The sequence below is a fragment of the Cystobacter fuscus DSM 2262 genome, from assembly GCF_000335475.2.
Taxonomy (GTDB): Bacteria; Myxococcota; Myxococcia; order Myxococcales; family Myxococcaceae; genus Cystobacter; species Cystobacter fuscus.
The window spans coordinates 1-20,196 of sequence record NZ_ANAH02000027.1; the positions used below are offsets into that span (position 1 = coordinate 1).

Genomic DNA, 20,196 nt, shown 5'->3' on the forward strand with positions numbered 1-20,196 from the left:
TGGGCAACTGCCCCGGTCTACCCGACAGGTATGACTCGGGGAGCGTGAGGTAGCGCAACGAGTTCTTTGACACTTCCTCTGGAGCTCCAGCAGCTCATCCAGCGCAGGGTGCGAGATGGGGTGCTCCTGCGCCTCATCGGCAAGTGGCTGAAGGCGGGGATTCTGGAAGAGGGGAATGTGACATACCCCGATGAGGGGACACCGCAGGGCGGGGTCATCTCGCCCGTGCTGGCGAACATCTACCTGCACGAAGTGCTGGACGTGTGGTTCGAGAAGGAAGTCAAACCGCGCATGAAGGGACGCGCGGAGCTCGTACGCTACTCGGACGATTTCGTCATCTGCTTCGAGAGGGAGGAAGATGCTCGCCGCGTCATGGAGGTACTTCCCAAGAGGATGGAGAAGTACGGCCTGACGCTCCACCCGGAGAAGACCCGGCTGGTTGAATTCCGCCCACCGCGCCCGGAAAACAGGGGATAGGGTGGACCCGGGAGCTTCGACCTACTGGGTTTCAAGCACTACTGACTGGGGCAAGTCCCGGTGGGGCAAATGGGTGGTGAAACGCAAGACAGCCACGAGCCGATTGAGCCGGGCGCTGAAGAGGGTGGCACAATGGTGCCGCCTGAACCGGCACCGATCGATACAGGAGCAACACCGCTGCCTCGCGCAGAAGGTGAGAGGGCATTACAGCTACTACGGGATTACTGGGAACTGGGCTGCCCTCACTACCTTTGCACGGGAGGTGGAAAGCAGGTGGTACAAGTGGCTAGCGCGGCGCTCGCAGAAGGAGCTGAAGCCGGAGCGATTCTGGCGACTGCTCAAGCTGCTTCCGCTACCAGCGCCGCGCGTCGTCCACAGGGTCTACCGACTCGCAGCGAAACCATGAGCCGAGGAGCCGGATGCGGGAATTCTGCACGTCCGGATCTGTGGGGGGCCGGGGTGGGCAACTGCCCCGGTCTACCCGACTCCGACACCTCGCGCTCTCCGAGCCGTTCCTACGAGTCGTCTGACACCTTTCTCTGACACCTTTCTCGGCCTGAGCGCCTCGCCCTCCAATACCGTGCTGCTCGCCGTGCCGGTGGAGGTGCTCGAGCTGGCCAAGGCCCTGACCGTGCGCAAGGAGCCGCCCGGCACCTGAGCGTGCTCGGTCCTCCGACTGGACGTCCTGGAGCGTGAAGCCCCACTCCTCGAGCACCTTCGCCTCGTCGGGAACTCTCCGGTTGGGAGGGTTTCGTGGGGCCGAGCTCCGTGCCCTTTCCGTCGAAGTTCACGAGGGCGTGACGTACTTCCTCGACCGCGAGGGTCGGCTGGGACTTGCCCGGATCGGCCAGTACGTCCAGCAGCTCCAGGTTGTCTTATGCTCAACGCCACCCGGGCGGTCACCACTTCACCTGACTTTCCGGAGAAGGCCTGCTCGGTCTCATGGGAGAGACCGCAGCCGCCCAGCAGCAGGGCGCTCAGCGCGGAAGTACTCATGGACAGACGGGCGAATCGATGAGGACGGCTCATGGGGGTCGTACCTTTTCGTGGCGGTTCGGTTCGGGTCGAGCGTGAAAGCACCCTAGCAGGAAGCCACGGAAAAGGACTGTAATACCAGTAATATGGGCAAGACAGGTTCCGGAAAACCCGCCTATAGGAGGGATGGGGGCGGTGTGGAGGGAGAGGGCAGGAGCCCGAGGGGCCGAGGAGGGCCGGTGGACTGCCGGCTACTCCGAAGCGCCCAGCGTCGCCTGTGCCAGAGATGGGCGAACATGCGCGGATCGTCCCACGAGCTCGTCGTGCCCATAAAAAATCGTACAGCCGCTGTACGTTAATTTAGATTCTGTTCCAGCCCCGCGTGGCTCATCTTCGTCTCATCAACGGAGATACCAATGAACAGAATAGCTGACACCACCAGGCTCTTTCTTCTCGCCATCCTCGCGATTTCTCATGTCCAATGCCAGGACATGTCCAACATCCGGACGCGGATCAATCCGAACGCCGCGACCGTCGCGCGCACCGAACTGCTCATCCACGCGCCGCCGAAGGCGATCTGGTCGGTATTGACCGAGATCGACCGCTGGACCGTATGGATGCCCGAGTTTGCCTCGGCGCGGCTCGAAGGGCCCCTCGCCCCCGGTTCGGTGATCTTCTGGGAGCCCCCAGGCCAGGTGGTGGAGTCTCGTCTCGTCGTAGTGGAACCCGAACGCCGACTCATCTGGAATGGCACGGATGGCGCCGTCCATGTGTGGGAACTGATCCCGATGGCCAACGGCACACTCCTGCGCAACGAAGAATCCATCGACGAATGGAAGCTTGCCGGCTCGGTCGACGGGAACGCATTCCTTACCGATGCCCTCAACACATGGAACAGCCGCATTGCCCAACAGGTAGCTACATGGGAAGGAAGCGTCGAATGAAGAATCAACCTGGACTCACACGCCTCTCCTCGCTTCTCAAGACAACACTGGCCGTAACCGCTCACCGCATGGCTCGGTGCCGCTTCGTGGAGTGAACCTTCACCGCTACCTGGAGCCCCTCCGTCAGCGGAGCGCAGCGATCACCGCCTCCGCCAGCGCGGCTGAAGACCCTGGGTTCTGGCCTGTCAGCAGGTTGCCGTCCTGCACGACGAAGGAACTCCAATTCGGCCCCTTCTCGTAGAGCGCTCCGCGCTTGCGCAAGGTGTCGGCAAGCAGCCACGGCGCGTTCTCGGCGGTCCCAAACTCGATCTCTTCCTCATCGCTGAAAGCGGTCAGCTTCCGACCTGCGAAGGGCCAGCTACCGTCCTCGTCCGTTGCGGCGAGCAGCGCGGCTGGGCCGTGGCAGACCGAAGCGATCAGTTTCGAGGCGCGGTTCGCCCGGACCAGGAGGCGGCCCATGTCCGGGTCTTTGTAGAGGTCTTCGACAGGTCCATGACCCCCTGGGATGACGATGGCGCCGAACCGGTAGGCCCGGGCGGATTTCGCTCACGTCAAGCAAACAGTCATGCACTTCGATGGAGAGATCAAAGCACTCGACCAAGATATCACCAACGCCATAGCGGATGTGGAGAGGCATGAGAACGCCGGCCTGGAGAAGGTCTGGTCCGAAAAATACAAGATGCAAAGCTCCTCCTTCTTTGGGGATAAAGTCACGGAGGAGACCAACGAGCCCGGGTTCTATCGGATCTCGCTGAAGGGCGACAGGCGCGGTCATGCCATGGGCATTGAGAATCTCGGCAATGGACAGTTCAAGTTCATGGACCCGAACAGCGGCGAATTCCACCTGCATGACGAGGCCGCCCTGAGACATGTCGTGACGCAAAACGCGCGGCTGATGGGCTACGCGAACGACGCCTTCTCGTTCGAGATCCAGCGCCTCCGCACCTGACCGGCGACGTCCAACAGCCTCAGCGGCCCCGGCCCGCGCTCCCCGTCTCGCGGCCGGTGGCGCACGCGGGCCGCAGGAGACACCGGGCGCAGTTCTCCCGTACGGGCGTCGTGGGACACACGCCGCTCATGCCGTAATGACAGAGGGCGAAGTCGAAGCGCACCGGCTCCTCGGCGTCGAGCACGCGCAGCGAGGCCGTCACCTCCTCGGCGGTGCGCCAGCTCAGGTCGTTGCGGCGGGTGAGCCCCAGATATTGCCTTCGCTGCTGCCTCGTCTGGGGTAGAGTTCGAGTCCGGTGAAACCCAAGTCTCCCCTGGCGCGTACCGCCGATGCACCGGCCGCTTCATCCTCCTCCGCCGGAGAATCAGACGAGGAATTGATGGCGCGCTTCTGCCAGGGTGATGCACGGGCCTTCGACGCCCTCTTCCAGCGCTATGCGCGGCCCATCCACGGCTACCTGGCGCGGATGACGGGCCAGGTGGCCGCGGCCGAGGACCTGTCCCAGCAGACGTTCCTGTCGCTGGTGAAGGCGCGCGGGCGCTTCCAGGAGGGCTCGCGGGTGAAGCCGTGGCTGTACGCCATCGCCACCAACGCGGCGCGCGACTGGCAGCGGCGCAAGCGTCCCGAGGAGCTGACGGACGAGGGAGAGCTGCCCGCCCAGGTCGCCTCGGAGCACGGCGGCTCCCGGGACCTGGGCCTGGAGAACGCCGTGCAGCGGGCGCTCGCCCAGTTGCCCGAGGGACAGCGCATCCCCATCGTCCTGCACCGCTTCGAGGGGATGGGCTTCGCGGAGATCGCCGAGGCGATGGGGCTGACGGAGTCGGCGGTGAAGGTCCGCGCCCACCGGGGCTACGCGCGGCTGCGCGAGTTGCTGTCCGCCCTCGAACAGGAGGCGAAGGAATGAGCGCCGAGTGCACGCGCGTGCTGGAAGCCCTGGGCCAACCCCTCTCGCCGGAGCTCGCCGCGCATGCGGACGGCTGCGCCGGGTGCCGGGCCCTGCTCGAGGGCTTCGACGCGCTGGAGTCCCTGCCCGTCCCGGGAGCCGCTCGGCCTCCCCCCGACCTGGAGCCCGTGCGGGCCGTCGCCCTGGAAGCGCTGGCGGCACAGCCCAAAGCGACTCCCTGGACGTCCGAGGCCTGGAAGCTCGGGGGCCTGTACACGGGCATGATGGCGCTCGTGACGCTCGTCTTCGCGGCGAAGGGCCTCCTGAGCAACACGGCGCCCCTCGGGGTGGTGGTGGGGCTGGCCGTCCTCCTGCTGCTGTCCATGGGGGGCGCGCTCTGGGTGGCGCTGGCACCCGCGCGGCGCCTGGGCTGGCTTGGGGTGGGCACCGGCGCGGTGGGCGTGGCGCTGCTGGTCGTGCTGGGCGGCTCGGGGCTCGCCAACCCCAACAGGGGCTTTGTCGAGGGGTGCGTCTCCTGCGTGCGCACGGGGGCGCTCTTCTCGCTGCTGCCCCTCGTCGCCACCCTGGGCATGCTGCGCCGAATGGCCTTGCACGCCGTCCGGGCGGTGGCCGCGGGACTGGCCGCGGGCGCGGTGGGCTTGCTCCTCCTGCACGTGCACTGCTCCGATGGGAGCCCCGGGCACCTGGCCGTCTCCCATGTGGGGCCCTGGCTCGTGCTGGGCGCGCTCGCCCCCTGGGTGCGAGCCCGTCTGCGCACCACCCGCCACGCCCCCTGAGTCGCCTCTTCAGTCGCGAACCCCATCAAGGGCGGGCTGGTTCAAGCGCCTCGTGCACATGAAGTGCGGGAGAGCCGGTTTTGTGGACACACCTCATAAGTCGGCTACACGGGAGGTAGTGTTCATGGAGCGAAGGAAGAGGCGGAGTTTCACCCGCGGCGTGAGGCCCTTCGTGCTCGCGCCATTGGTCGGTTTCTACGACCAGGCTTAGCTGACGCGGCACTTCCGGCGGCTCGTGGGGACGACGCCCGCGCGGTACGTGAAGTCTCCGAGTGACCCGCGGTTCCGCGGCGTGCTTCGGCCTTCTCCGCAGCTGTAGACGTCCACGCCACCTTGAGCCGCAGGTGGGACCAGTTGCAGCGGCGCGAGACATCGTCGTGCTTGCAGTACTGCCGCACCCGTCCCTGCCTCCGAGGAGGGAGCTCCGAAGAACAAGGCCTTGCCAGGTGCCGCGTGATGTTTAGGCTCAAGACAGCCAAGAGGTCCAGGCCCCTGCCACGCACCAGAGGGGAGCCAGTGCCCCCACCCCTCTTAGGCGTTTCAGCAGCCGGCCCAGGCCATGCAGAGCGCCACGGAGGGGCACGCGACGGACTGACAGGACTGGGATTTCAAGATGCATGCGGCCCTGATGAGCTTGCACTGGTTGCTGTCCGGGGCCTTGGGGACGGCCCTCGCCTCCTGCGAGGAAAAAACAAGGGCGCCCGTCAACCCCAACGTCAACCCGAGAACTCCCATCTTCAGCGTCTTCATCATGTCGTCTTCTCCTGTGGTGTTCGGACCACGTCCCGTTGCTCCCCGTTTTTCGGAGAGTCGCCTGTCCATACGGAGAACTTCGTTTGCCGGTTACATCGGAAACCAAGACACCCCCGAGTTTCTAAAAACCACAATGATTTCAACGAATTGACGAGCCGAGCGTATAGGAGGGAAGGGGGCCGTGTGGAGGGAGAGGGAAGGAGCCGAGGGGCCGAGGAGGGCCGCGGACGGGAGCCCCCGGGCTGTGAGCCAGGGCGGTGCGCAGAGCGTGCAGCCTCCAGGCGGCACACGCTGGCCCAAGCGGCCCCTCCTCCTGGAAGGAGGTAGCAGGGGCGTGGGCTTGTGGGGCCGCGTGACGGCATGGGGCTCAACACCACGCCATCAGAGGAGGCGCCGGGGCCAGCTGAGCAGGCCACGAGGGCAGTGACAGGTGCTCCACAAGGGCGCGCACGGTGTTGGGTGCCGTCAGGTCCGCCCACACCCGGCGCCTGCCTCCACACCTGCCGCAGGCGAAGCCCGTCGAGCGCGAAGCTCCTGCGCAGCAGCCCGGCCCCATCCAGCCGAGGCGTGCGCTCCTGGGGCGGCTCCAGCCTCGTCGCTGCCTCAGGGGGCTCTCTGGCCTTTTCCGGCTTCGGCTCTGCCCCCCTGAGATGCGAGGTGCGCTTCGAGCCGCGCGAGGGTCTGGGTTCCGCCCTCGATTGCGTACTTCGCCGCCTGCTCGCGAGCTTCGACGGTCGGCAAGGTGTGCTGGAGCGTGACACGCGTCTTGCCGCCTTCGTCCTTGAAGGTGACGACGGCTTTGAACATCACCTCCCCTTCCTTCGAGCCGTGGTCCCACTCGAGCCGCTCGTCGGGGACCACCTTCGTGTAGAGGATGTGGTTCGGGAAGTCGGTGCCGTCGGGACCGTGCATCGTGAAGCGCCACGCGCCGCCGGGCCGCACGTCCTTGCTGTAGGTCGTCGTCCGAAACCCGTTCGGCCCCCACCAGTTCGAGATCATCTTCGCGTCCGTGAACGCCTGAAAGACCAGCGCGCGTGGCGCGTTGATCAGCCGGGTCACTTCGAGCTGCCGCTTCGCGAGCTCATTCAGATCGGGCGCTGCATTCATGTCTTCTCTCCTGTTCGGGCCTTCTTCGGAGGTGCCACCTTGCGGGTGCGTTTCGGACGCGGCTGCCCCTGCAGGTCAGCGAGGTAGTCCTCGAGCCTGTCGAAGCTGCCCTCCCAGAATTGTCGGTAGTGCTCGAGCCAGTCGTTGGCGGTCTTCAGCGGCGCTGGCGCCAGACGACACGGTCTCCACTGGGCTGCGCGGCTCCGCGTGATCAGCCCGGCGCGCTCGAGCACCTTGAGGTGCTTCGTCACTGCCGGGAGGCTCATCTCGAACGGCTGTGCGAGCTCGGTGACGGAGGTCTCGCCCTTTGCCAGCCGAGCGAGGATCGCCCGCCGAGTGGGGTCTGCAAGGGCCGCGAAGGTGGCGCTAAGGGGATCGAGCATTTTCGAGTAGCTAACCGATTGGTTAACTAACCATTTGGTTGAATTCTGTCAAGCACTCGGACAATTGCGAATGCGTTCGGTCGTCAGCGCGGCGACGACAGGCACTTCACGGCGTCATCGAGAAGTCCGGCGACACGCGCCTCGCCAGGAAACCCCTGATTGCTCAGCGGCTTCCGGCCTCGGCTTTTGTGTTAGCGCAGCGCCGCGAGGGCCGCGTCGACCTTCGCCACCGTCACCGACACGGGCGTCGTCACCTCCGGAGCGAAGATGGCCACGCGGAGCTCCTCGAAGACCCACCGCAGCTCCCGCGCCGCCTCCTGGTCGCGCACGGTGGCGCGCCTGGCGAGGAAGGTCTCCCACAGGGGGGTGAAGGGCGCGGCCTTCCCTGCGTCCTTGCCGGGGTTCGCCACCGCACGCGACAGCCGTGCCTGGGCCGCGCGGAGGTAGCGCGGGTAGTTCAGCAGGCGCACGAAGGGAATCCACTCGATGAGGTTCGCGGGGAACAGGTGCCCGAGCTGCGAGCGGATGTCCCGCACGGCCGCCGCGCCGCTCGGCCCCTTTGATGCGGCCTTGAGCGCGGCGAGCGTCGCGGCGAGCTCCGAGGAGGTGACACCGACGGCGTTCGCCCAGTCCCGGGCCGCACGCTCGATGCGCGGTGAGCCCTCACGGACCAGCGCCTCGAAGGCCGCCTTCGTGCGGGGCAGCGGCGCACCCGGTGCGAGCTCGAACGCATCGTCGACGCTGCGTGCGAGGACGAGCGCCCGGAAGGCGTCGGCCTGGCCCCGCGCGGGCGGCGCGCCGTCCAGGGAAGGGAAGGGCAGCGGCATGCGCGCGGCGCTGACGGCCACGTGTCCGCGCGCGGCGAGCATCAGGAGCCGGCGGACCCCCGTGCGCGTGGCCGCGTCGGCGGCGGCGGAGGTCTCGAGCAGCACCAGGTCCACGGCAGCGCCCCGGTCGACGAGCGCGGGGTAGCTGCGGACCTCGAGCTTGCCGACCCGCCGGGTGACCACGGGGGGCAGCTCGCCGAAGGTCCAGGCCGTCAGCCCCTTGCGCTCCCAGTCCGAAGTCGGTGCCGCGCTGCGCAGCGCCGCCCGTGCAGGTCCCCCGTACTGCGCGAGCAGCGCGCTGGCGTCACGGCTGCGCGCGAGCTCCTTTCCCCGCTCGTCGAGCACCCGGAGCGTGATGCGCAGGTACGGCGCCACGGCATCCGCCCGGAGGGACTCCTCGGGCACGTCCACGCCGCACAGCCGGGACACCGCACGCGCGAGCGCTGGAATCATCGGCCCGCGGAAGGGCACGAGTTCCTTCTCGAGACGGTCGACCAGGTCCGGCACCGGCCCCAGCTGCTTGCGCTGGGCGCGGGGGAGCTGCTCGAGCAGGGCGGTGAGTTTCTCCCGCTGCCACCCGGGGATGGTCCAGTCGAGCTCACCCGGGACCAACTGGGCGAGCAGCAGCAGCGGCACGCTCAGGGTGATGCCGTCGTCCTCGGCCGCGGGGTCGAAGGTGTACGTCACCGGAACGGACGCGCCGTGCAGGGGGATGGCGTCCGGGTAGTGCGCCGGGGACAGGCCCGGGTCGTGCGAGAGGGCATCCTCCATCGAGAGGACGAGCACGTCGGGGTCGGCCGCCTCGGCCTTGCGGCGCCAGGCCTCGAAGCTTGCTCCGTCCGTCACGTCCGCCGGGAGGCGCTGGTCGAAGAACGTCAGCAGCGCCTCGTCGTCGAGCAGCTCGCTGCGCCGGGCCTTGTCCCGCAGGCGCGCCACGCGCTCGAGCACCTGGCGGTTCTTCTCCTGGAACGCCCCCCGGGTGCGGTACTCGCCGCGCACCAGGGCATGCTCGAGGAACATCAGCCGTGCCCGGGCGGGGTCCATGCTGGCCAGGGACACGGGGCGCTCCTTGAAGACTTGAAGCCCGAAGAGGGTCGCGTTCTCCTTCACCACGGCGCGCGCGGACTTCTCCGACCAGTGCGGTTCGGAGTAGCTGCGCTTGAGCAGGTGGGGGGCCGCCGCCGCGAGCCACTCCGGGTCGAGCTTCGCCACGGTGCGCGCGAACAGCTGGGACGTCTCCACGAGCTCGAACGCCATCACCCAGGCCGGGGGCTTTTTCGCGAGCGCCGACGAGGGGTGAACCATGAAGCGCGTCTGCTTCGCGCCCGTATAGTGGCGCTGCTCCGGATTCCACTGGCCGATGCGGGACAGGAGCCCGGTGAGGAGCGACTGGTGCAGGACGTCCCCGCGCGCCGGGGCGCCCCGGCCCTTGCGCGGCAGGCGCAGCTCGCGGACGGTCTCCTCGAGCTGGCGTTGGACGTCCCGCCACTCGCGCACCCGCAGGAAGGACAGGAAGTTGTCCCGGCACACGCGCCGCAGATGGGACGTCCCCCGGTCCTCGGCCTCGCGCACGAACGCCCACAGCTTGAGCAGCCCCGTGAAGTCCGAGTGCTCGTCACGGAAGCGCCGGTGCGACTCGTCCGCCTTCTGAGCGAGCTCCCGTGGCCGCTCGCGCGGGTCCTGCAGGTTGAGCGCCGCGGCGACGATGAGCACCTCGTCCAGGCACCCGTACTCGGCGCCGGCGAGAATCATCCGCGCGATGCGCGGGTCCACCGGGAAGCGCGCGAGCTGGTGCCCGAGCGGCGTCAAGGTGCGCTCCTTGCCCTCGATGGCCCCGAGTTCCTCGAGCACCCGCCAGCCCTCGGCGATGGCCCTCGGCTGGGGCGGGTCGAGGAAGGGGAAGTCCTCGACGTCACCGAGGCCGAGGGACTTCATGCGCAGGATGACCCCCGCGAGCCCGGTGCGCTTGATTTCCGGGTCGGTGAAGGCGGACCGCGTGGTGAAGCTCGCCTCGTCGTAGAGGCGCACGCAGATCCCCTCGCGCACGCGTCCGCAGCGCCCTTTGCGCTGGTCGGCGCTGGCCTGGGAGACCGGCTCGATGTGCAGGCGTGTGGTGCCCGAGCGTGGGTCGTAGCGCGACAGGCGCGCCACCCCCGTGTCCACGACGTACACGATCCCCGGGATGGTGACCGACGTCTCCGCGACGTTGGTGGCGAGGATGATCCGGCGCTCGGGGATGGTGGCGAAGACGCGCGACTGCTCGGCGGCCGACAGGCGCGCATACAGGGGCTGCACCACCGTGCCGCGGAGCTCGCGCGCGTTCAGGGCATTCTCGGCCTCGCGGATTTCTCGCTCCCCGGGGAGGAACACGAGGACGTCCCCGTCCGGGTCGAGCGAGAGCACGTCCGCCACCGCATCGGCGACGGAGTCGGCGAGCTCGGCGTCCTCGGGGGGCGGCTCGTAGAGCACGTCCACCGGAAAGGTACGGCCCTCCACCTGGATGACCGGAGCCCCCCCGAAGAACCGCGAGAAGCGCTCGGTCTCGATGGTGGCCGAGCTCACCACCACCTTGAGGTCGGGGCGCCTGGGGAGGATGCGCTTGAGCCACCCCAGCAGGAAGTCGATGGTGAGGCTGCGCTCGTGGGCCTCGTCGAGCACGATCGTGTCGTAGCGGCTCAGGAGCGGGTCGCCGTGAATCTGCGCGAGCAGGACCCCGTCGGTCATGAACTTCACGGCTGTCCGCCGGGACGAGCGGTCCTCGAAGCGAATCTGGTAGCCGACGTCCGTGCCCAGCTCCGTGCCGAGCTCGCGTGCCACGCGCGCCGCCACGCTCGTCGCGGCGATACGCCGGGGCTGGGTGACGCCAATCTGGCGCGGGCGGCCGCGCCCCATGGCGAGCAGGACTTTCGGCAGCTGCGTCGTCTTCCCCGAGCCGGTGGCCCCCGCGACAATGACCACCTGATGGGCGGTGATGGCCGCGGTGATGTCCTCCACCCGGCTCGAGATGGGGAGCTCGGGGGGGAAGTGCAGGGTGGGCAAGCCGCCGGGGGCGGGGACGGGTGAGTCGCCGGACATGGCGGCATGGCCTATCACTGAAGCGCACGCTTCGCCCCTGACGAATCGTGTGGGTACCTGCTCGCCCGGCGTTCCTGGAGGGATTCTCCCTGCACGCTCATACGCACCTGCATGCGAGCGTATAGGAGGGATGGGGGCCGTGTGGAGGGAGAGGGCAGGAGCCGAGGGGCCGAGGAGCACCTCCCGCTGTCCGTGGAAGTTGGTGGACTGCCTGGCGGAGAGCACCCCGAGCGAGCACTCCTCGAACAGCGAGAGCAGCGACAGCAGGGTGCCCGCCTCCTGCCGGGAGAGCGAGACGCGCGTGCGGTAGCCCACGGGCGAGGTGGACTCGAGCGACTCGGGCAGGTGATGGCGCGTGCGCTTCTCACCGGGGGAGGCGAAGCGCGCGTCACGGCGGACCCGGAGTTCGGGAGGGGGAGCGGGAATCGTCACCAGCTCGAGCGACTTGCCCGCGGGTGCCGCTTCGGCGGGGAGGGGCCTCTTCATGGGGGCGGAGAGTGTCAGCGGCGGGTGGGCGCTGTCGCGCCCCACGTGCTGACGCCCCGCCTTCAGCCCGGCACGCCTTCTCCAGCGCGAGCTGGAGGACGGGAACTCCCACTCCGTGTAACCGAGAAAAGAGAGTTCCGTATTGAAGAGGTGGCTCCCCGTGAAACGGGGAACGACGGAATCCACCGTCCAGACGACATAAGAGAACACGACATGATGAAGACGCTGAAGATGGGACTGCTGGGGTTGGCGTTGGGGGTGGCGAGCGCGGTTGTCCTTCCCTCGCAGGTGGCCATGGCCGGCTCTGGCCCTGCCCCCGGGAATCCGCCGAAGCCCCCCCCCTCCGCCTGTCAGCTCAGAAAGGCCCTTTGCCTCATCGAGAATGCGGGCAACCCTCTGGGCGGCCTGATCTGCACGGCCAAGTATGGTAATTGTTAGCGACTCGCTCCAGTTCCTCGCGCAGCCGCTCCCTGCCCTGGGAGGTGTGGAGGGCTCCCTCCCAGGCCACCGGGTTTCACTCCTTGACGGTCGGGCGTATAGGCAGGAGAGAGGCGGTGTGGAGGGGGAGGGCTGGAGCAGAGGGGCCGAGGAGGGGCGCGGCAGGGGCACCAGGTCTCTGGGCCGTGACGGCGGAAGCCTCAACACCCTGCGCCCTGGGGTGGCGCACGCGCCGGGGTCAGGCTCGCACCTGCCGTGGCGCCGCCCGCGATACCCAGACACTGATCCACCCGCCGTGCTGGTAGAACGCGACCCGGCTCAGCCGCCCATCGACGAGCAGGACCGCCAGCGATTCCCAGTCCGCGGCGTGGGAGCCCGCGCTGACGAAGCAGGTGCTCTGCCACGCGTAGAAGTATCAGTAGCGGATGAGCACCGTGTTCGTCCCCACCTGGTCATCCATGGGTTCCAGGATCGACCCCGAGTATCCACTCCGGTCTCACCAGAAAAAAAGGTGTAACCGGAAAATGGGGGACTCCGTATCGGTAGGTACTTCCCCGAAAGACGGGGAGCGACGGAAACCACCGTCCCCATTCCACGGGAGCACACGACATGATGAAGACACTGAAGGTGGGATTGCTCGGGCTGGCGCTGGGTGTGGCGAGCGCCTTTGTCCTCCCCTCGCAGGTGGCGATGGCCGGCTCCTCTTCGGGGGGCGCGGGGGGGACCACGAACCCCACCCAGGGCGGCTCTACCTGTAACCTCTGCAAGTTGCAGTGCGATCTGAAGAAGCTGCAGTGTGGGAACTCGAATGTGTGTTCTCTCAGTGCGTCGCTCTGCAAGCTCTCCTGCGGGTGTTGAGCAAGCGCCTCGAGAGGGCCGATGCCCGGCGCCAGGCGGGAGGCCCTCCCCGTGCTCGGGGAGTCTCCAGGCGTTGCCCGGGCGGTTGCTCCCGGCGGTCCGCACCATGCCGCCCCTTCGGGTGCGACGGCGGGACCCAGCGGTGACGTCCCTGGGCCACGGTCCGTGGGTGGAGAATCCTCCCTGTAACCGGTAACCGGCGAATCGCCGGGGCCGTAGCCCACGACACCAACACGCGATTGCCCCCCTCATCCCTTATGACAACGCGCTATTTCTGGATCACCAAGGACTACGGGACCGCCGCTGGAAGCTGGCAGTTGGACGAGCCCGTGGATGCAACGGGCGAGGCGTTCGATCGCGCCTTCCAGCTCACGAGCGGGATGCCCGTGAGCGTCGAGGACCCCCTCAAGTGTCCCCTGAAGCGTCCGGGCACACCGCTCGATTTCTCCCTGACGGACACCAGCGACATTCCGGTCGTTCCCGAACGGCTCGCCAGACTCATCGCCCAGTGGGCCCCCGGGGACGTGCAGGCCGTCCCGGTGGAGGTCAAGGGACAAACCGAACCCCATTGCATCCTCGTCGCGACCCGGACCGTCGCGTGCATCGACGACGCGAAGTGCAAGAAGGTGGAGTACCGGAAGCCGGAGGTAGGACGCCCGGAGCGGGCTGGCCGGAGGTACAAGCGCGTGGACGGCCTGCGGATCGACCCGGAGAAGGTGGGAGCGGCCCAGCTCTTCCGCCCCTCGGGATGGACGGTGGCGCTCATCGTGTCCGAACGCATCCACGCGGCGCTGCTGGACGCGGAGGTGTCGGGCATTCACTTCGAGTGTGTCACGCGGCCCCCCGAGCACGATGTGAGCGAACAGGACCCGAGCGCCCCATGAACATGAAGATCAAGAACGGTTCGCCGGCCCCTCCTCCGTCTTCCGTTCGCGGCCATGAGCGCGTGAGGCAGGGGCCAGCGCCCCTCGCCACCCCACGGCAGGAAGGTCCGCGGCGCGAGTCCCCCACGCCCTCTCCGGCGCCGGAGAAGAGCCGGTACGACACGACGCAACAGCGGGGCGGCCCTGCCGTTCCCAGCAAGGCGCCAACGCCGCAAGAGCATGCGGCGTACACCACCCGGACCTCCAGTCTGAGATACGGTCAGCGCTCGGCCGCGTATCACGCACCCGACAGTGCCCCGCCCCAGGGTGGCTACGACCTGAACGAATCCTTCGCGAGCATGAATGTGGGCGGCGGCCAGCCAGGGTGGCAGGTCTTGAGCGCCAAACAGACGCACATCGATTCGGTCCTGCTCGATCACACCCAGAGGCCCATCTCCGGAGCCAATCTCACCCAATACATCGCACAGGATGAGAACCCGGAATTCAACCGCATTCCGGGGTCCGGAGCATGCTCGGCCATCACGACGAACTGGTTCAAGGCGGGAATGCGCACCCAGGATCCGGAGCAAGCCTCGGCGAATTTCAACCACCGACTCGGGGACTCGCATCGCCTCGCGACTCAGCAGAAAGAGTACCTGCACAAGTACCAAAAGGTCGGGCAGCTGCTGGATGCTCGCGGAACGGCGGTACAGAACAAGGCAGATGCCGAGCAGGAGCTTCATGAGCGCAAGGCCGACTTCGAAGAATTTGCCCAGGAAGCAAGGGATACGGCGCTACACCCGGAGGACAGGCGGAAATACCGTCAATTGGAGGCGGAGAAGAGGACGGTTCCTCGGGATTCTAAGCGATATCAAGACATCGTCCGTGAACAAGGGGACTTGACCAGTCACGCGATAAGACTTGCGCTGTCTGACGCTGAATCCATGCAGAGATTCCAGCAGAGTCAGACGGAATTCGCCAACGTCAAGCAGGATGTCATGCACTTCCATGGAGCGATCGAAGCACTCGACCAAGACATCACCAACGCCATAGCGGCTGTGGAGAGGCATGAGAACGCCGGCCTGAGGAAGGTCTGGTCCAGAGAATACGACATGCGAAGCTCCTCCGTCTTTGGGGATAAAGTCACGGAGAAGACCAACGAGCCCGGGTTCTATCGGATCTCGCTGAAGGGCGACAGGCGCGGTCATGCCATGGGCATTGAGAATCTCGGCAATGGACAGTTCAAGTTCATGGACCCGAACAGCGGCGAATTCCACCTGCATGACAAGGCCGCCCTGAGACATGTCGTGACGCAAAACGCGCGGCTGATGGGCTACGCGAACGACGCCTTCTCGTTCGAGATCCAGCACCTCCTCCCCTGACCGGCGACGTCCAACAGCCTCAGCGGCCCTGGCCCGCGCTCCCCGTCTCGCGGCCGGTGGCGCACGCGGGCCGCGGGAGACACCGGGCGCAGTTCTCCCGTACGGGCGTCGTGGGACACACGCCGCTCATGCCGTAATGACAGAGGGCGAAGTCGAAGCGCACCGGCTCCTCGGCGTCGAGCACGCCGTCCTGCACCGCTTCGAGGGGATGGGCTTCGCGGAGATCGCCGAGGCGATGGGGCTGACGGAGTCGGCGGTGAAGGTCCGCGCCCACCGGGGCTACGCGCGGCTGCGCGAGTTGCTGTCCGCCCTCGAACAGGAGGCGAAGGAATGAGCGCCGAGTGCACGCGCGTGCTGGAAGCCCTGGGCCAACCCCTCTCGCCGGAGCTCGCCGCGCATGCGGACGGCTGCGCCGGGTGCCGGGCCCTGCTCGAGGGCTTCGACGCGCTGGAGTCCCTGCCCGTCCCGGGAGCCGCTCGGCCTCCCCCCGACCTGGAGCCCGTGCGGGCCGTCGCCCTGGAAGCGCTGGCGGCACAGCCCAAAGCGACTCCCTGGACGTCCGAGGCCTGGACGCTCGGGGGCCTGTACACGGGCATGATGGCGCTCGTGACGCTCGTCTTCGCGGCGAAGGGCCTCCTGAGCAACACGGCGCCCCTCGGGGTGGTGGTGGGGCTGGCCGTCCTCCTGCTGCTGTCCATGGGGGGCGCGCTCTGGGTGGCGCTGGCACCCGCGCGGCGCCTGGGCTGGCTCGGGGTGGGCACCGGCGCGGTGGGCGTGGCGCTGCTGGTCGTGCTGGGCGGCTCGGGGCTCGCCAACCCCAACAGGGGCTTTGTCGAGGGGTGCGTCTCCTGCGTGCGCACGGGGGCGCTCTTCTCGCTGCTGCCCCTCGTCGCCACCCTGGGCATGCTGCGCCGAATGGCCTTGCACGCCGTCCGGGCGGTGGCCGCGGGACTGGCCGCGGGCGCGGTGGGCTTGCTCCTCCTGCACGTGCACTGCTCCGATGGGAGCCCCGGGCACCTGGCCGTCTCCCATGTGGGGCCCTGGCTCGTGCTGGGCGCGCTCGCCCCCTGGGTGCGAGCCCGTCTGCGCACCACCCGCCACGCCCCCTGAGTCGCCTCTTCTCGGAGGGCTACGTCGGCTCGAGTCAGGGGGCCGCGAATCCGAGGAGCACGCCCGAGGCGATGAGCTCGGCCCGCGTGGCTTCCAGGTCCTCCACCGGGAGGCCGGCCTCCGCGGCGGTCGCGTCGAGTCCCTGCCCCGCGTGAACGGCCTTGATCACGTGCAACTCGAGGGCGCTGGCATTGCCCCGTCGGAAGTTTCCCTCGGGATCGCGCCAGAAGAGGACGAGGCACGCGCGAGGCTCGGGAGCGTCCGCGCGCGCGGAGGGCTCGGCGTCCATCCATTCCACCAGCTCATGGCGGTAGGGCCGCAGGTCCACCGTCGAGGCCAGACAGGGGCGTGGCCCCTCCTGCTCGCGATCCGGAGCGACGAGCACTTCCCACTCCCACCACTCCACGTCCGCCAGCTCTGGCAGCCACTCGGGCAGACCCTTCGCGGGTGCGTAGTGGGTGAGGAACTCCGGAAGGTGGGCACCATTGGCGTTGAGCTCGGCGGCGCGCATGGGGTGGGCGCGGTAATACGCCTCCACGAGCGCGGCCCAGCCCTCCTCTCCCTGGCGATCGCGCACCGCGCGCACGCAGTGCGGGTAGAGCCCCTCGAGCACCTCGAAACGATGGCGTTGGCACATGCGCCCGTAGAGGGCCAGCCGCCGGGCATCCGTGACCCGCGCTTGCTCGGGTACGCCATAGAGGGCCTGGACCGCCTCCCGGTGCGAGGCCTCGCCCTGGAGAAAAGGCGTGATGGCGCCGAAGAACTCGCGCAGCTTCATCGTGCGTCCTCCGGCACGCCAAGCGCCGCGTGGGCATGCGCGCGAGCGCGCTCCAGCTCGTCCAGGACTTCGTCCAGCGGGGGGAGGTCCTGGTCCCATTCCACCAGGGTCGGGATGAGCCGTCCGGCCCGCCGCAGCGTGTAGCGGTACAGATCCCAGACCTCGTCGATGATGGGCCCGATGTGCGTGTCGATGATCAACCCGTCGTCCTGCCGCGTGTGCCCCGCGATGTGCAGCTGACGCACGCGCTCCAGGGGCATGGCATCGATGAAGGCGCGGGGCGCGAAGCCGTGGTTGACGGAGTTCACATAGACGTTGTTGACGTCGAGCAACAACCCACAGCCCGAGCGCTCCACCACGGAGCGCACGAAGGTCGCGTCGTCGAATTCGCCGCCGGGCATGTGCGCATAATAGGAGATGTTCTCCACGAGCAGCGGCGCGTCCACCCGTTGCTGCGCCTCGCGGATGCGGCTCGCGGTGTGCTCGACGGCCTCTTCACTGAAGGGCAGGGGCAGCAAGTCCTGGAAGTGCACTCCGTTGGCCGATGAGTAGCAGAGGTGATCGCTCCACCACGCGAAGTCCGTCTGCTGGCGAAGTGCCTCGAGGGAGTCGAGCAACGGGGCATCGAGTGGATCCGGGCCTCCCAGCGAAAGACTCACGCTGTGGGACACCAGGGGCCAGCGCTCGGCGCACGCGTGGAGGAGTCGGGCGCGCTCGCCTCCAAACCCCACCCAGTTCTCCGGTGTGACTTCCAGCCAGTCGATTCGTCTGTCCGTCGCGAGCAACTCTCGTGCGTAGGCGCGGCGCAGACCGAGACCAATGCCTTGGATGGAGGTGGGCATGAGAGGGGGTTTCCTACACGACGGGGACCGCGGTTGCCCGCGGTCCCTTGGAACCAGAACTACTTCGCGTCCTTGGTGGTGGCCGCGTCACCCTTGCAGGACTTCTCGGAGCCCTTGGTGGCCGCGTCACCCTTGCAGGACTTCTCGGAGCCCTTGGCGGTCGCATCGCCCTTGCAGGAGTGCTCGGAGCCCTTGGCGGCCGCGTCACCCTTGCAGGACTTCTCGCTACCCTTGGTGGTCGCGGCGGGCTTGGCCTTGGGGGCCTCGGCGAGGGCGGGGGAGGCGATGACGAGGGTTCCGAGCACGGCGCCGATCAGCTTCTTGTTCATGGGGATTTCTCCGGGGGTGAAGTGAGTCCCCGTATCTGACGGGCGAGCGGGATTCTCGGTTACAGGCCTCCCTGTTTTTTTTTCGTGGGCGCTCGTGGTGAGCCTGGCCCCAGCACGAGGCCCCCACCAGGCCGCGTGGTGTTGAGGCTCAGCTCCCTCTGGCTCCAAGCGTACCCGGCACGGGAACGGAGAGCCCGCCACGCGACGCCTTCACTTCACAGCCGAGCGAGGCCCCACTGTTCGCGCGACTGACGGCCCTGAGCGCGCCGACCACGCACACGCCCACGCGGAGTAACGTCTACTCGACCTCGTCGTCCCCGCGGAACTCCGCGTCCTCCTCGCCAACGCAGGGATACGAAGACCTGGCGGCGCGCCTGGAAAGACTGCGCTTGCCGCGGACCTCTTCCCAGCCCTCCACGCAACAGCTCTCGCTGAACGATCTCTGGAAGATCAACGATCAAAAACTTGGAATCCGCTCTGACGAGCGAACCACGATCACAGGGAGACACCATGAACGGACGTGGTAAGACGAAGCGAAGCATACGCTTCGGGGACGTGTGAGGCAGCCGCCGAGGAGGCGGAGGGGCTCGGGTTCGAATCCCTCTGCCTTTCCAGCCTGGCGCGCTCCAGTCAGTGCCGGGGCGTCAACCCACCGACGGCCGAGTCGGCGGCTCCGGTCCACTTCAGGCCGAAGAAGCCACCGTCGGCGTCGTAGAGGACGTCGAAGCCGCGCAGGAAGTGGCGGCCCGTGTTGACGAAGGCGCTCTTGCCCTTCGTCGAGGTGATGACCTGTGCGGGCTGCAAGGGATTGGGCGGAGGCGTGTTGCCGACCGTGAAGGTATAGGACGCGATCGGTGCCTCGTTCACCTTCTTCTTCCTACCACCTTCGCGGTGACGGGGACGCCGTGGGCGCCGGTGAAGGTCACCTCCTGGGGAATCCAGTGGCCAACCCAGAGGATCTTGCTGCTCGACAGGAACTCCCAGCCCTTCGGGTACTTCGCCGCCTCCTCGCGCGAGTAGTTCGGGAGGCCGCTCGCCGACAGCACGATGCCGGTGGTCCCCGTGTCCATGATCACCTTGTAGGGCTTGCCGTCGACCGTGAGACGGGGAGACTTTTCGGCTGGTTTCCCTCTCTTCTCCTTCCCTCCTCGTGTGGTGCCCGGCTGAGTCTTTCAACTTCTTTGACACCTCCCGAGACACCTCCCGATCGCACTACCAGGCCCTGCACGCGCGGGACACGCAGGTGCGCGGCGTCATGGCCCGCATCGCCGAGGACGAGACACGCCACGCCGAGCTGTCCTGGGCCATCGATGACTGGGCCCACGAGCGGCTGTCGGACACCGAGCACGCCACCCTGCGGGAAGCGCGGCGCCGGGCCGTGGAGACGCTGCGCGCGGAGCTGACACAGCCGCTGGATGCGGAGCTCATCGCCCAGGCGGGCATGCCCCCGCCCGAGGTCGCCGCGGCCCTCCTGACCTCGCTCGAGCGGGAACTCTGGGCCTGAGCGCTCCGTGTCACGTGGACGGGACGGTTCGCTCGAGCAGCGAGCCGGCCCAGGTGAGGCCACTGCCCACCACCGAGCGCGCCACCGCGTCCCCCAGTTGTGGGTTGTCCCAGTTCTCCGAGAGCACGGTGGGGGCGCCCGAGGCTCCGCAGTTGCCGCGATGGTCCACGTTGTAGAAGTGGCGCGCGTCGGCGACCTCGGTGCGCCGCTGCACCGCTTCCAGCATGCGCAGGTTGGCCTGATGCCCGATGAGGCTCAGGCCTTCCGGGGTGCGTTCCGGGGACGCCGCGAGGTAGTGCGTGCGCAGCGCGGGAAGGTCTCGCTGGTGCGCTTGATGGCGAAGGACTGCACCGCGGAGCCCTGCTGGGCTTGTAACCACGCCCCACGTCATCGCTCTGCCACGGCCCCGTCGATTTTCCGCGAGGCCCCGCGTTTT

Annotated in this window: 22 protein-coding genes and 2 pseudogenes; 11 read left to right on the forward strand and 13 right to left on the reverse strand. The window is 67.8% G+C overall.

Annotation, left to right across the window (positions count from 1 at the left end):
- Positions 1-120: 120 nt before the first annotated feature.
- Together D187_RS57235 and D187_RS50775 are read left to right on the forward strand one after the other, a co-directional pair.
- Positions 121-477: a reverse transcriptase domain-containing protein gene (locus D187_RS57235; protein ID WP_211241604.1), complete on the forward strand. Its 357-nt coding sequence runs from the start codon at positions 121-123 to the stop codon at positions 475-477.
- A 1,391-nt stretch (positions 478-1,868) separates the two neighbouring features.
- On the forward strand, positions 1,869-2,396 hold the full coding sequence (locus D187_RS50775; protein WP_002632721.1) for an SRPBCC family protein: 528 nt from the start codon (positions 1,869-1,871) through the stop codon (positions 2,394-2,396).
- A gap of 123 nt (positions 2,397-2,519) precedes the next feature.
- Here D187_RS50775 and D187_RS34075 read toward each other — a convergent pair.
- Positions 2,520-2,915 (reverse strand): annotated as a pseudogene (locus D187_RS34075) (type 1 glutamine amidotransferase domain-containing protein); the annotation flags it as partial.
- Positions 2,916-2,961: 46 nt separating this feature from the next.
- On the opposite strand from D187_RS34075, the gene D187_RS34080 reads away from it, so the two are divergent.
- Positions 2,962-3,345, forward strand: coding sequence for a YopT-type cysteine protease domain-containing protein (locus tag D187_RS34080; protein ID WP_020918468.1), 384 nt, complete (start codon positions 2,962-2,964; stop codon positions 3,343-3,345).
- Between the two features lie 19 nt (positions 3,346-3,364).
- Here D187_RS34080 and D187_RS34085 read toward each other — a convergent pair.
- Positions 3,365-3,601, reverse strand: a pseudogene (locus D187_RS34085) (DUF2400 family protein); the annotation flags it as partial.
- 123 nt (positions 3,602-3,724) lie between these two features.
- On the opposite strand from D187_RS34085, the gene D187_RS34090 reads away from it, so the two are divergent.
- Both D187_RS34090 and D187_RS34095 read left to right on the forward strand, forming a co-directional pair.
- A complete protein-coding gene (locus tag D187_RS34090) occupies positions 3,725-4,249 on the forward strand; it encodes an RNA polymerase sigma factor (RefSeq protein WP_043432845.1) in 525 nt (174 codons plus the stop codon).
- A complete protein-coding gene (locus D187_RS34095; protein ID WP_020918471.1) occupies positions 4,246-5,025 on the forward strand; it encodes an NrsF family protein in 780 nt (259 codons plus the stop codon). The genes D187_RS34090 and D187_RS34095 overlap by 4 nt, the downstream gene beginning before the upstream one ends.
- Before the next feature lie 540 nt (positions 5,026-5,565).
- Here D187_RS34095 and D187_RS34100 read toward each other — a convergent pair.
- The 4 genes from D187_RS34100 to hrpA all read right to left on the reverse strand — a co-directional run bounded on the left by D187_RS34100 (position 5,566) and on the right by hrpA (position 11,656).
- Positions 5,566-5,778, reverse strand: a complete 213-nt coding sequence (locus D187_RS34100; protein WP_002632484.1) for a hypothetical protein — start codon at positions 5,776-5,778, stop codon at positions 5,566-5,568.
- A gap of 603 nt (positions 5,779-6,381) precedes the next feature.
- Positions 6,382-6,885: an SRPBCC family protein gene (locus tag D187_RS34105; RefSeq protein ID WP_002632483.1), complete on the reverse strand. Its 504-nt coding sequence runs from the start codon at positions 6,883-6,885 to the stop codon at positions 6,382-6,384.
- Positions 6,882-7,268, reverse strand: a complete 387-nt coding sequence (locus D187_RS34110; protein WP_043432847.1) for an ArsR/SmtB family transcription factor — start codon at positions 7,266-7,268, stop codon at positions 6,882-6,884. The genes D187_RS34105 and D187_RS34110 overlap by 4 nt, the downstream gene beginning before the upstream one ends.
- 191 nt (positions 7,269-7,459) lie before the next feature.
- Entirely contained in the window at positions 7,460-11,656 is a 4,197-nt protein-coding gene (gene hrpA / locus D187_RS34115; RefSeq protein ID WP_245591895.1) for an ATP-dependent RNA helicase HrpA, read from the reverse strand.
- A gap of 1,047 nt (positions 11,657-12,703) precedes the next feature.
- Here hrpA and D187_RS56485 point away from each other — a divergent pair.
- From D187_RS56485 to D187_RS34135, 3 genes are all read left to right on the forward strand, one after another.
- Positions 12,704-12,952, forward strand: coding sequence for a hypothetical protein (locus D187_RS56485; RefSeq protein ID WP_002632480.1), 249 nt, complete (start codon positions 12,704-12,706; stop codon positions 12,950-12,952).
- 257 nt (positions 12,953-13,209) lie between these two features.
- Positions 13,210-13,836 carry an imm11 family protein gene (locus D187_RS34130; RefSeq protein WP_063725057.1) on the forward strand — a complete coding sequence of 209 codons (627 nt, stop codon included), beginning with the start codon at positions 13,210-13,212 and terminating at the stop codon, positions 13,834-13,836.
- Complete coding sequence (locus D187_RS34135; RefSeq protein WP_020918472.1) at positions 13,833-15,197, forward strand: YopT-type cysteine protease domain-containing protein; 1,365 nt, start codon at positions 13,833-13,835, stop codon at positions 15,195-15,197. Before D187_RS34130 ends, D187_RS34135 begins: the two co-directional genes overlap by 4 nt.
- Before the next feature lie 19 nt (positions 15,198-15,216).
- Here D187_RS34135 and D187_RS56490 read toward each other — a convergent pair whose 3' ends face one another.
- Positions 15,217-15,381 (reverse strand): hypothetical protein, encoded by a 165-nt coding sequence (locus D187_RS56490; RefSeq protein ID WP_438356970.1) that lies wholly within the window; start codon positions 15,379-15,381, stop codon positions 15,217-15,219.
- Here D187_RS56490 and D187_RS58930 point away from each other — a divergent pair.
- Both D187_RS58930 and D187_RS34145 read left to right on the forward strand, forming a co-directional pair.
- The gene (locus D187_RS58930; RefSeq protein ID WP_081713971.1) at positions 15,334-15,531 is read left to right on the forward strand and encodes an RNA polymerase sigma factor; all 198 of its coding nucleotides are present in this window, start codon (positions 15,334-15,336) and stop codon (positions 15,529-15,531) included. The genes D187_RS56490 and D187_RS58930 overlap by 48 nt on opposite strands.
- Positions 15,528-16,307 carry an NrsF family protein gene (locus D187_RS34145; protein WP_002632715.1) on the forward strand — a complete coding sequence of 260 codons (780 nt, stop codon included), beginning with the start codon at positions 15,528-15,530 and terminating at the stop codon, positions 16,305-16,307. The genes D187_RS58930 and D187_RS34145 overlap by 4 nt, the downstream gene beginning before the upstream one ends.
- Before the next feature lie 34 nt (positions 16,308-16,341).
- Here D187_RS34145 and D187_RS50780 read toward each other — a convergent pair whose 3' ends face one another.
- The 5 genes from D187_RS50780 to D187_RS34170 form a co-directional block, all read right to left on the reverse strand.
- Entirely contained in the window at positions 16,342-17,085 is a 744-nt protein-coding gene (locus D187_RS50780) for a DUF2063 domain-containing protein (RefSeq protein WP_002629234.1), read from the reverse strand.
- Positions 17,082-17,927 (reverse strand): MbnB/TglH/ChrH family RiPP precursor modification enzyme, encoded by an 846-nt coding sequence (locus tag D187_RS34155; protein ID WP_002629235.1) that lies wholly within the window; start codon positions 17,925-17,927, stop codon positions 17,082-17,084. The genes D187_RS50780 and D187_RS34155 overlap by 4 nt, the downstream gene beginning before the upstream one ends.
- Before the next feature lie 59 nt (positions 17,928-17,986).
- A complete protein-coding gene (locus D187_RS34160) occupies positions 17,987-18,256 on the reverse strand; it encodes a hypothetical protein (RefSeq protein WP_002629236.1) in 270 nt (89 codons plus the stop codon).
- A 630-nt stretch (positions 18,257-18,886) separates the two neighbouring features.
- Positions 18,887-19,123, reverse strand: coding sequence for a hypothetical protein (locus D187_RS34165; protein WP_002629238.1), 237 nt, complete (start codon positions 19,121-19,123; stop codon positions 18,887-18,889).
- A complete protein-coding gene (locus D187_RS34170) occupies positions 19,120-19,326 on the reverse strand; it encodes a hypothetical protein (RefSeq protein ID WP_002629239.1) in 207 nt (68 codons plus the stop codon). The genes D187_RS34165 and D187_RS34170 overlap by 4 nt, the downstream gene beginning before the upstream one ends.
- A gap of 185 nt (positions 19,327-19,511) precedes the next feature.
- Here D187_RS34170 and D187_RS34175 point away from each other — a divergent pair, with 185 nt between their 5' ends.
- On the forward strand, positions 19,512-19,760 hold the full coding sequence (locus D187_RS34175) for a hypothetical protein (protein ID WP_211241606.1): 249 nt from the start codon (positions 19,512-19,514) through the stop codon (positions 19,758-19,760).
- A gap of 10 nt (positions 19,761-19,770) precedes the next feature.
- Here D187_RS34175 and D187_RS54275 read toward each other — a convergent pair whose 3' ends face one another.
- On the reverse strand, positions 19,771-20,151 hold the full coding sequence (locus tag D187_RS54275) for a 3-oxoacyl-[acyl-carrier-protein] synthase III C-terminal domain-containing protein (protein ID WP_002629241.1): 381 nt from the start codon (positions 20,149-20,151) through the stop codon (positions 19,771-19,773).
- Positions 20,152-20,196: the final 45 nt, after the last annotated feature.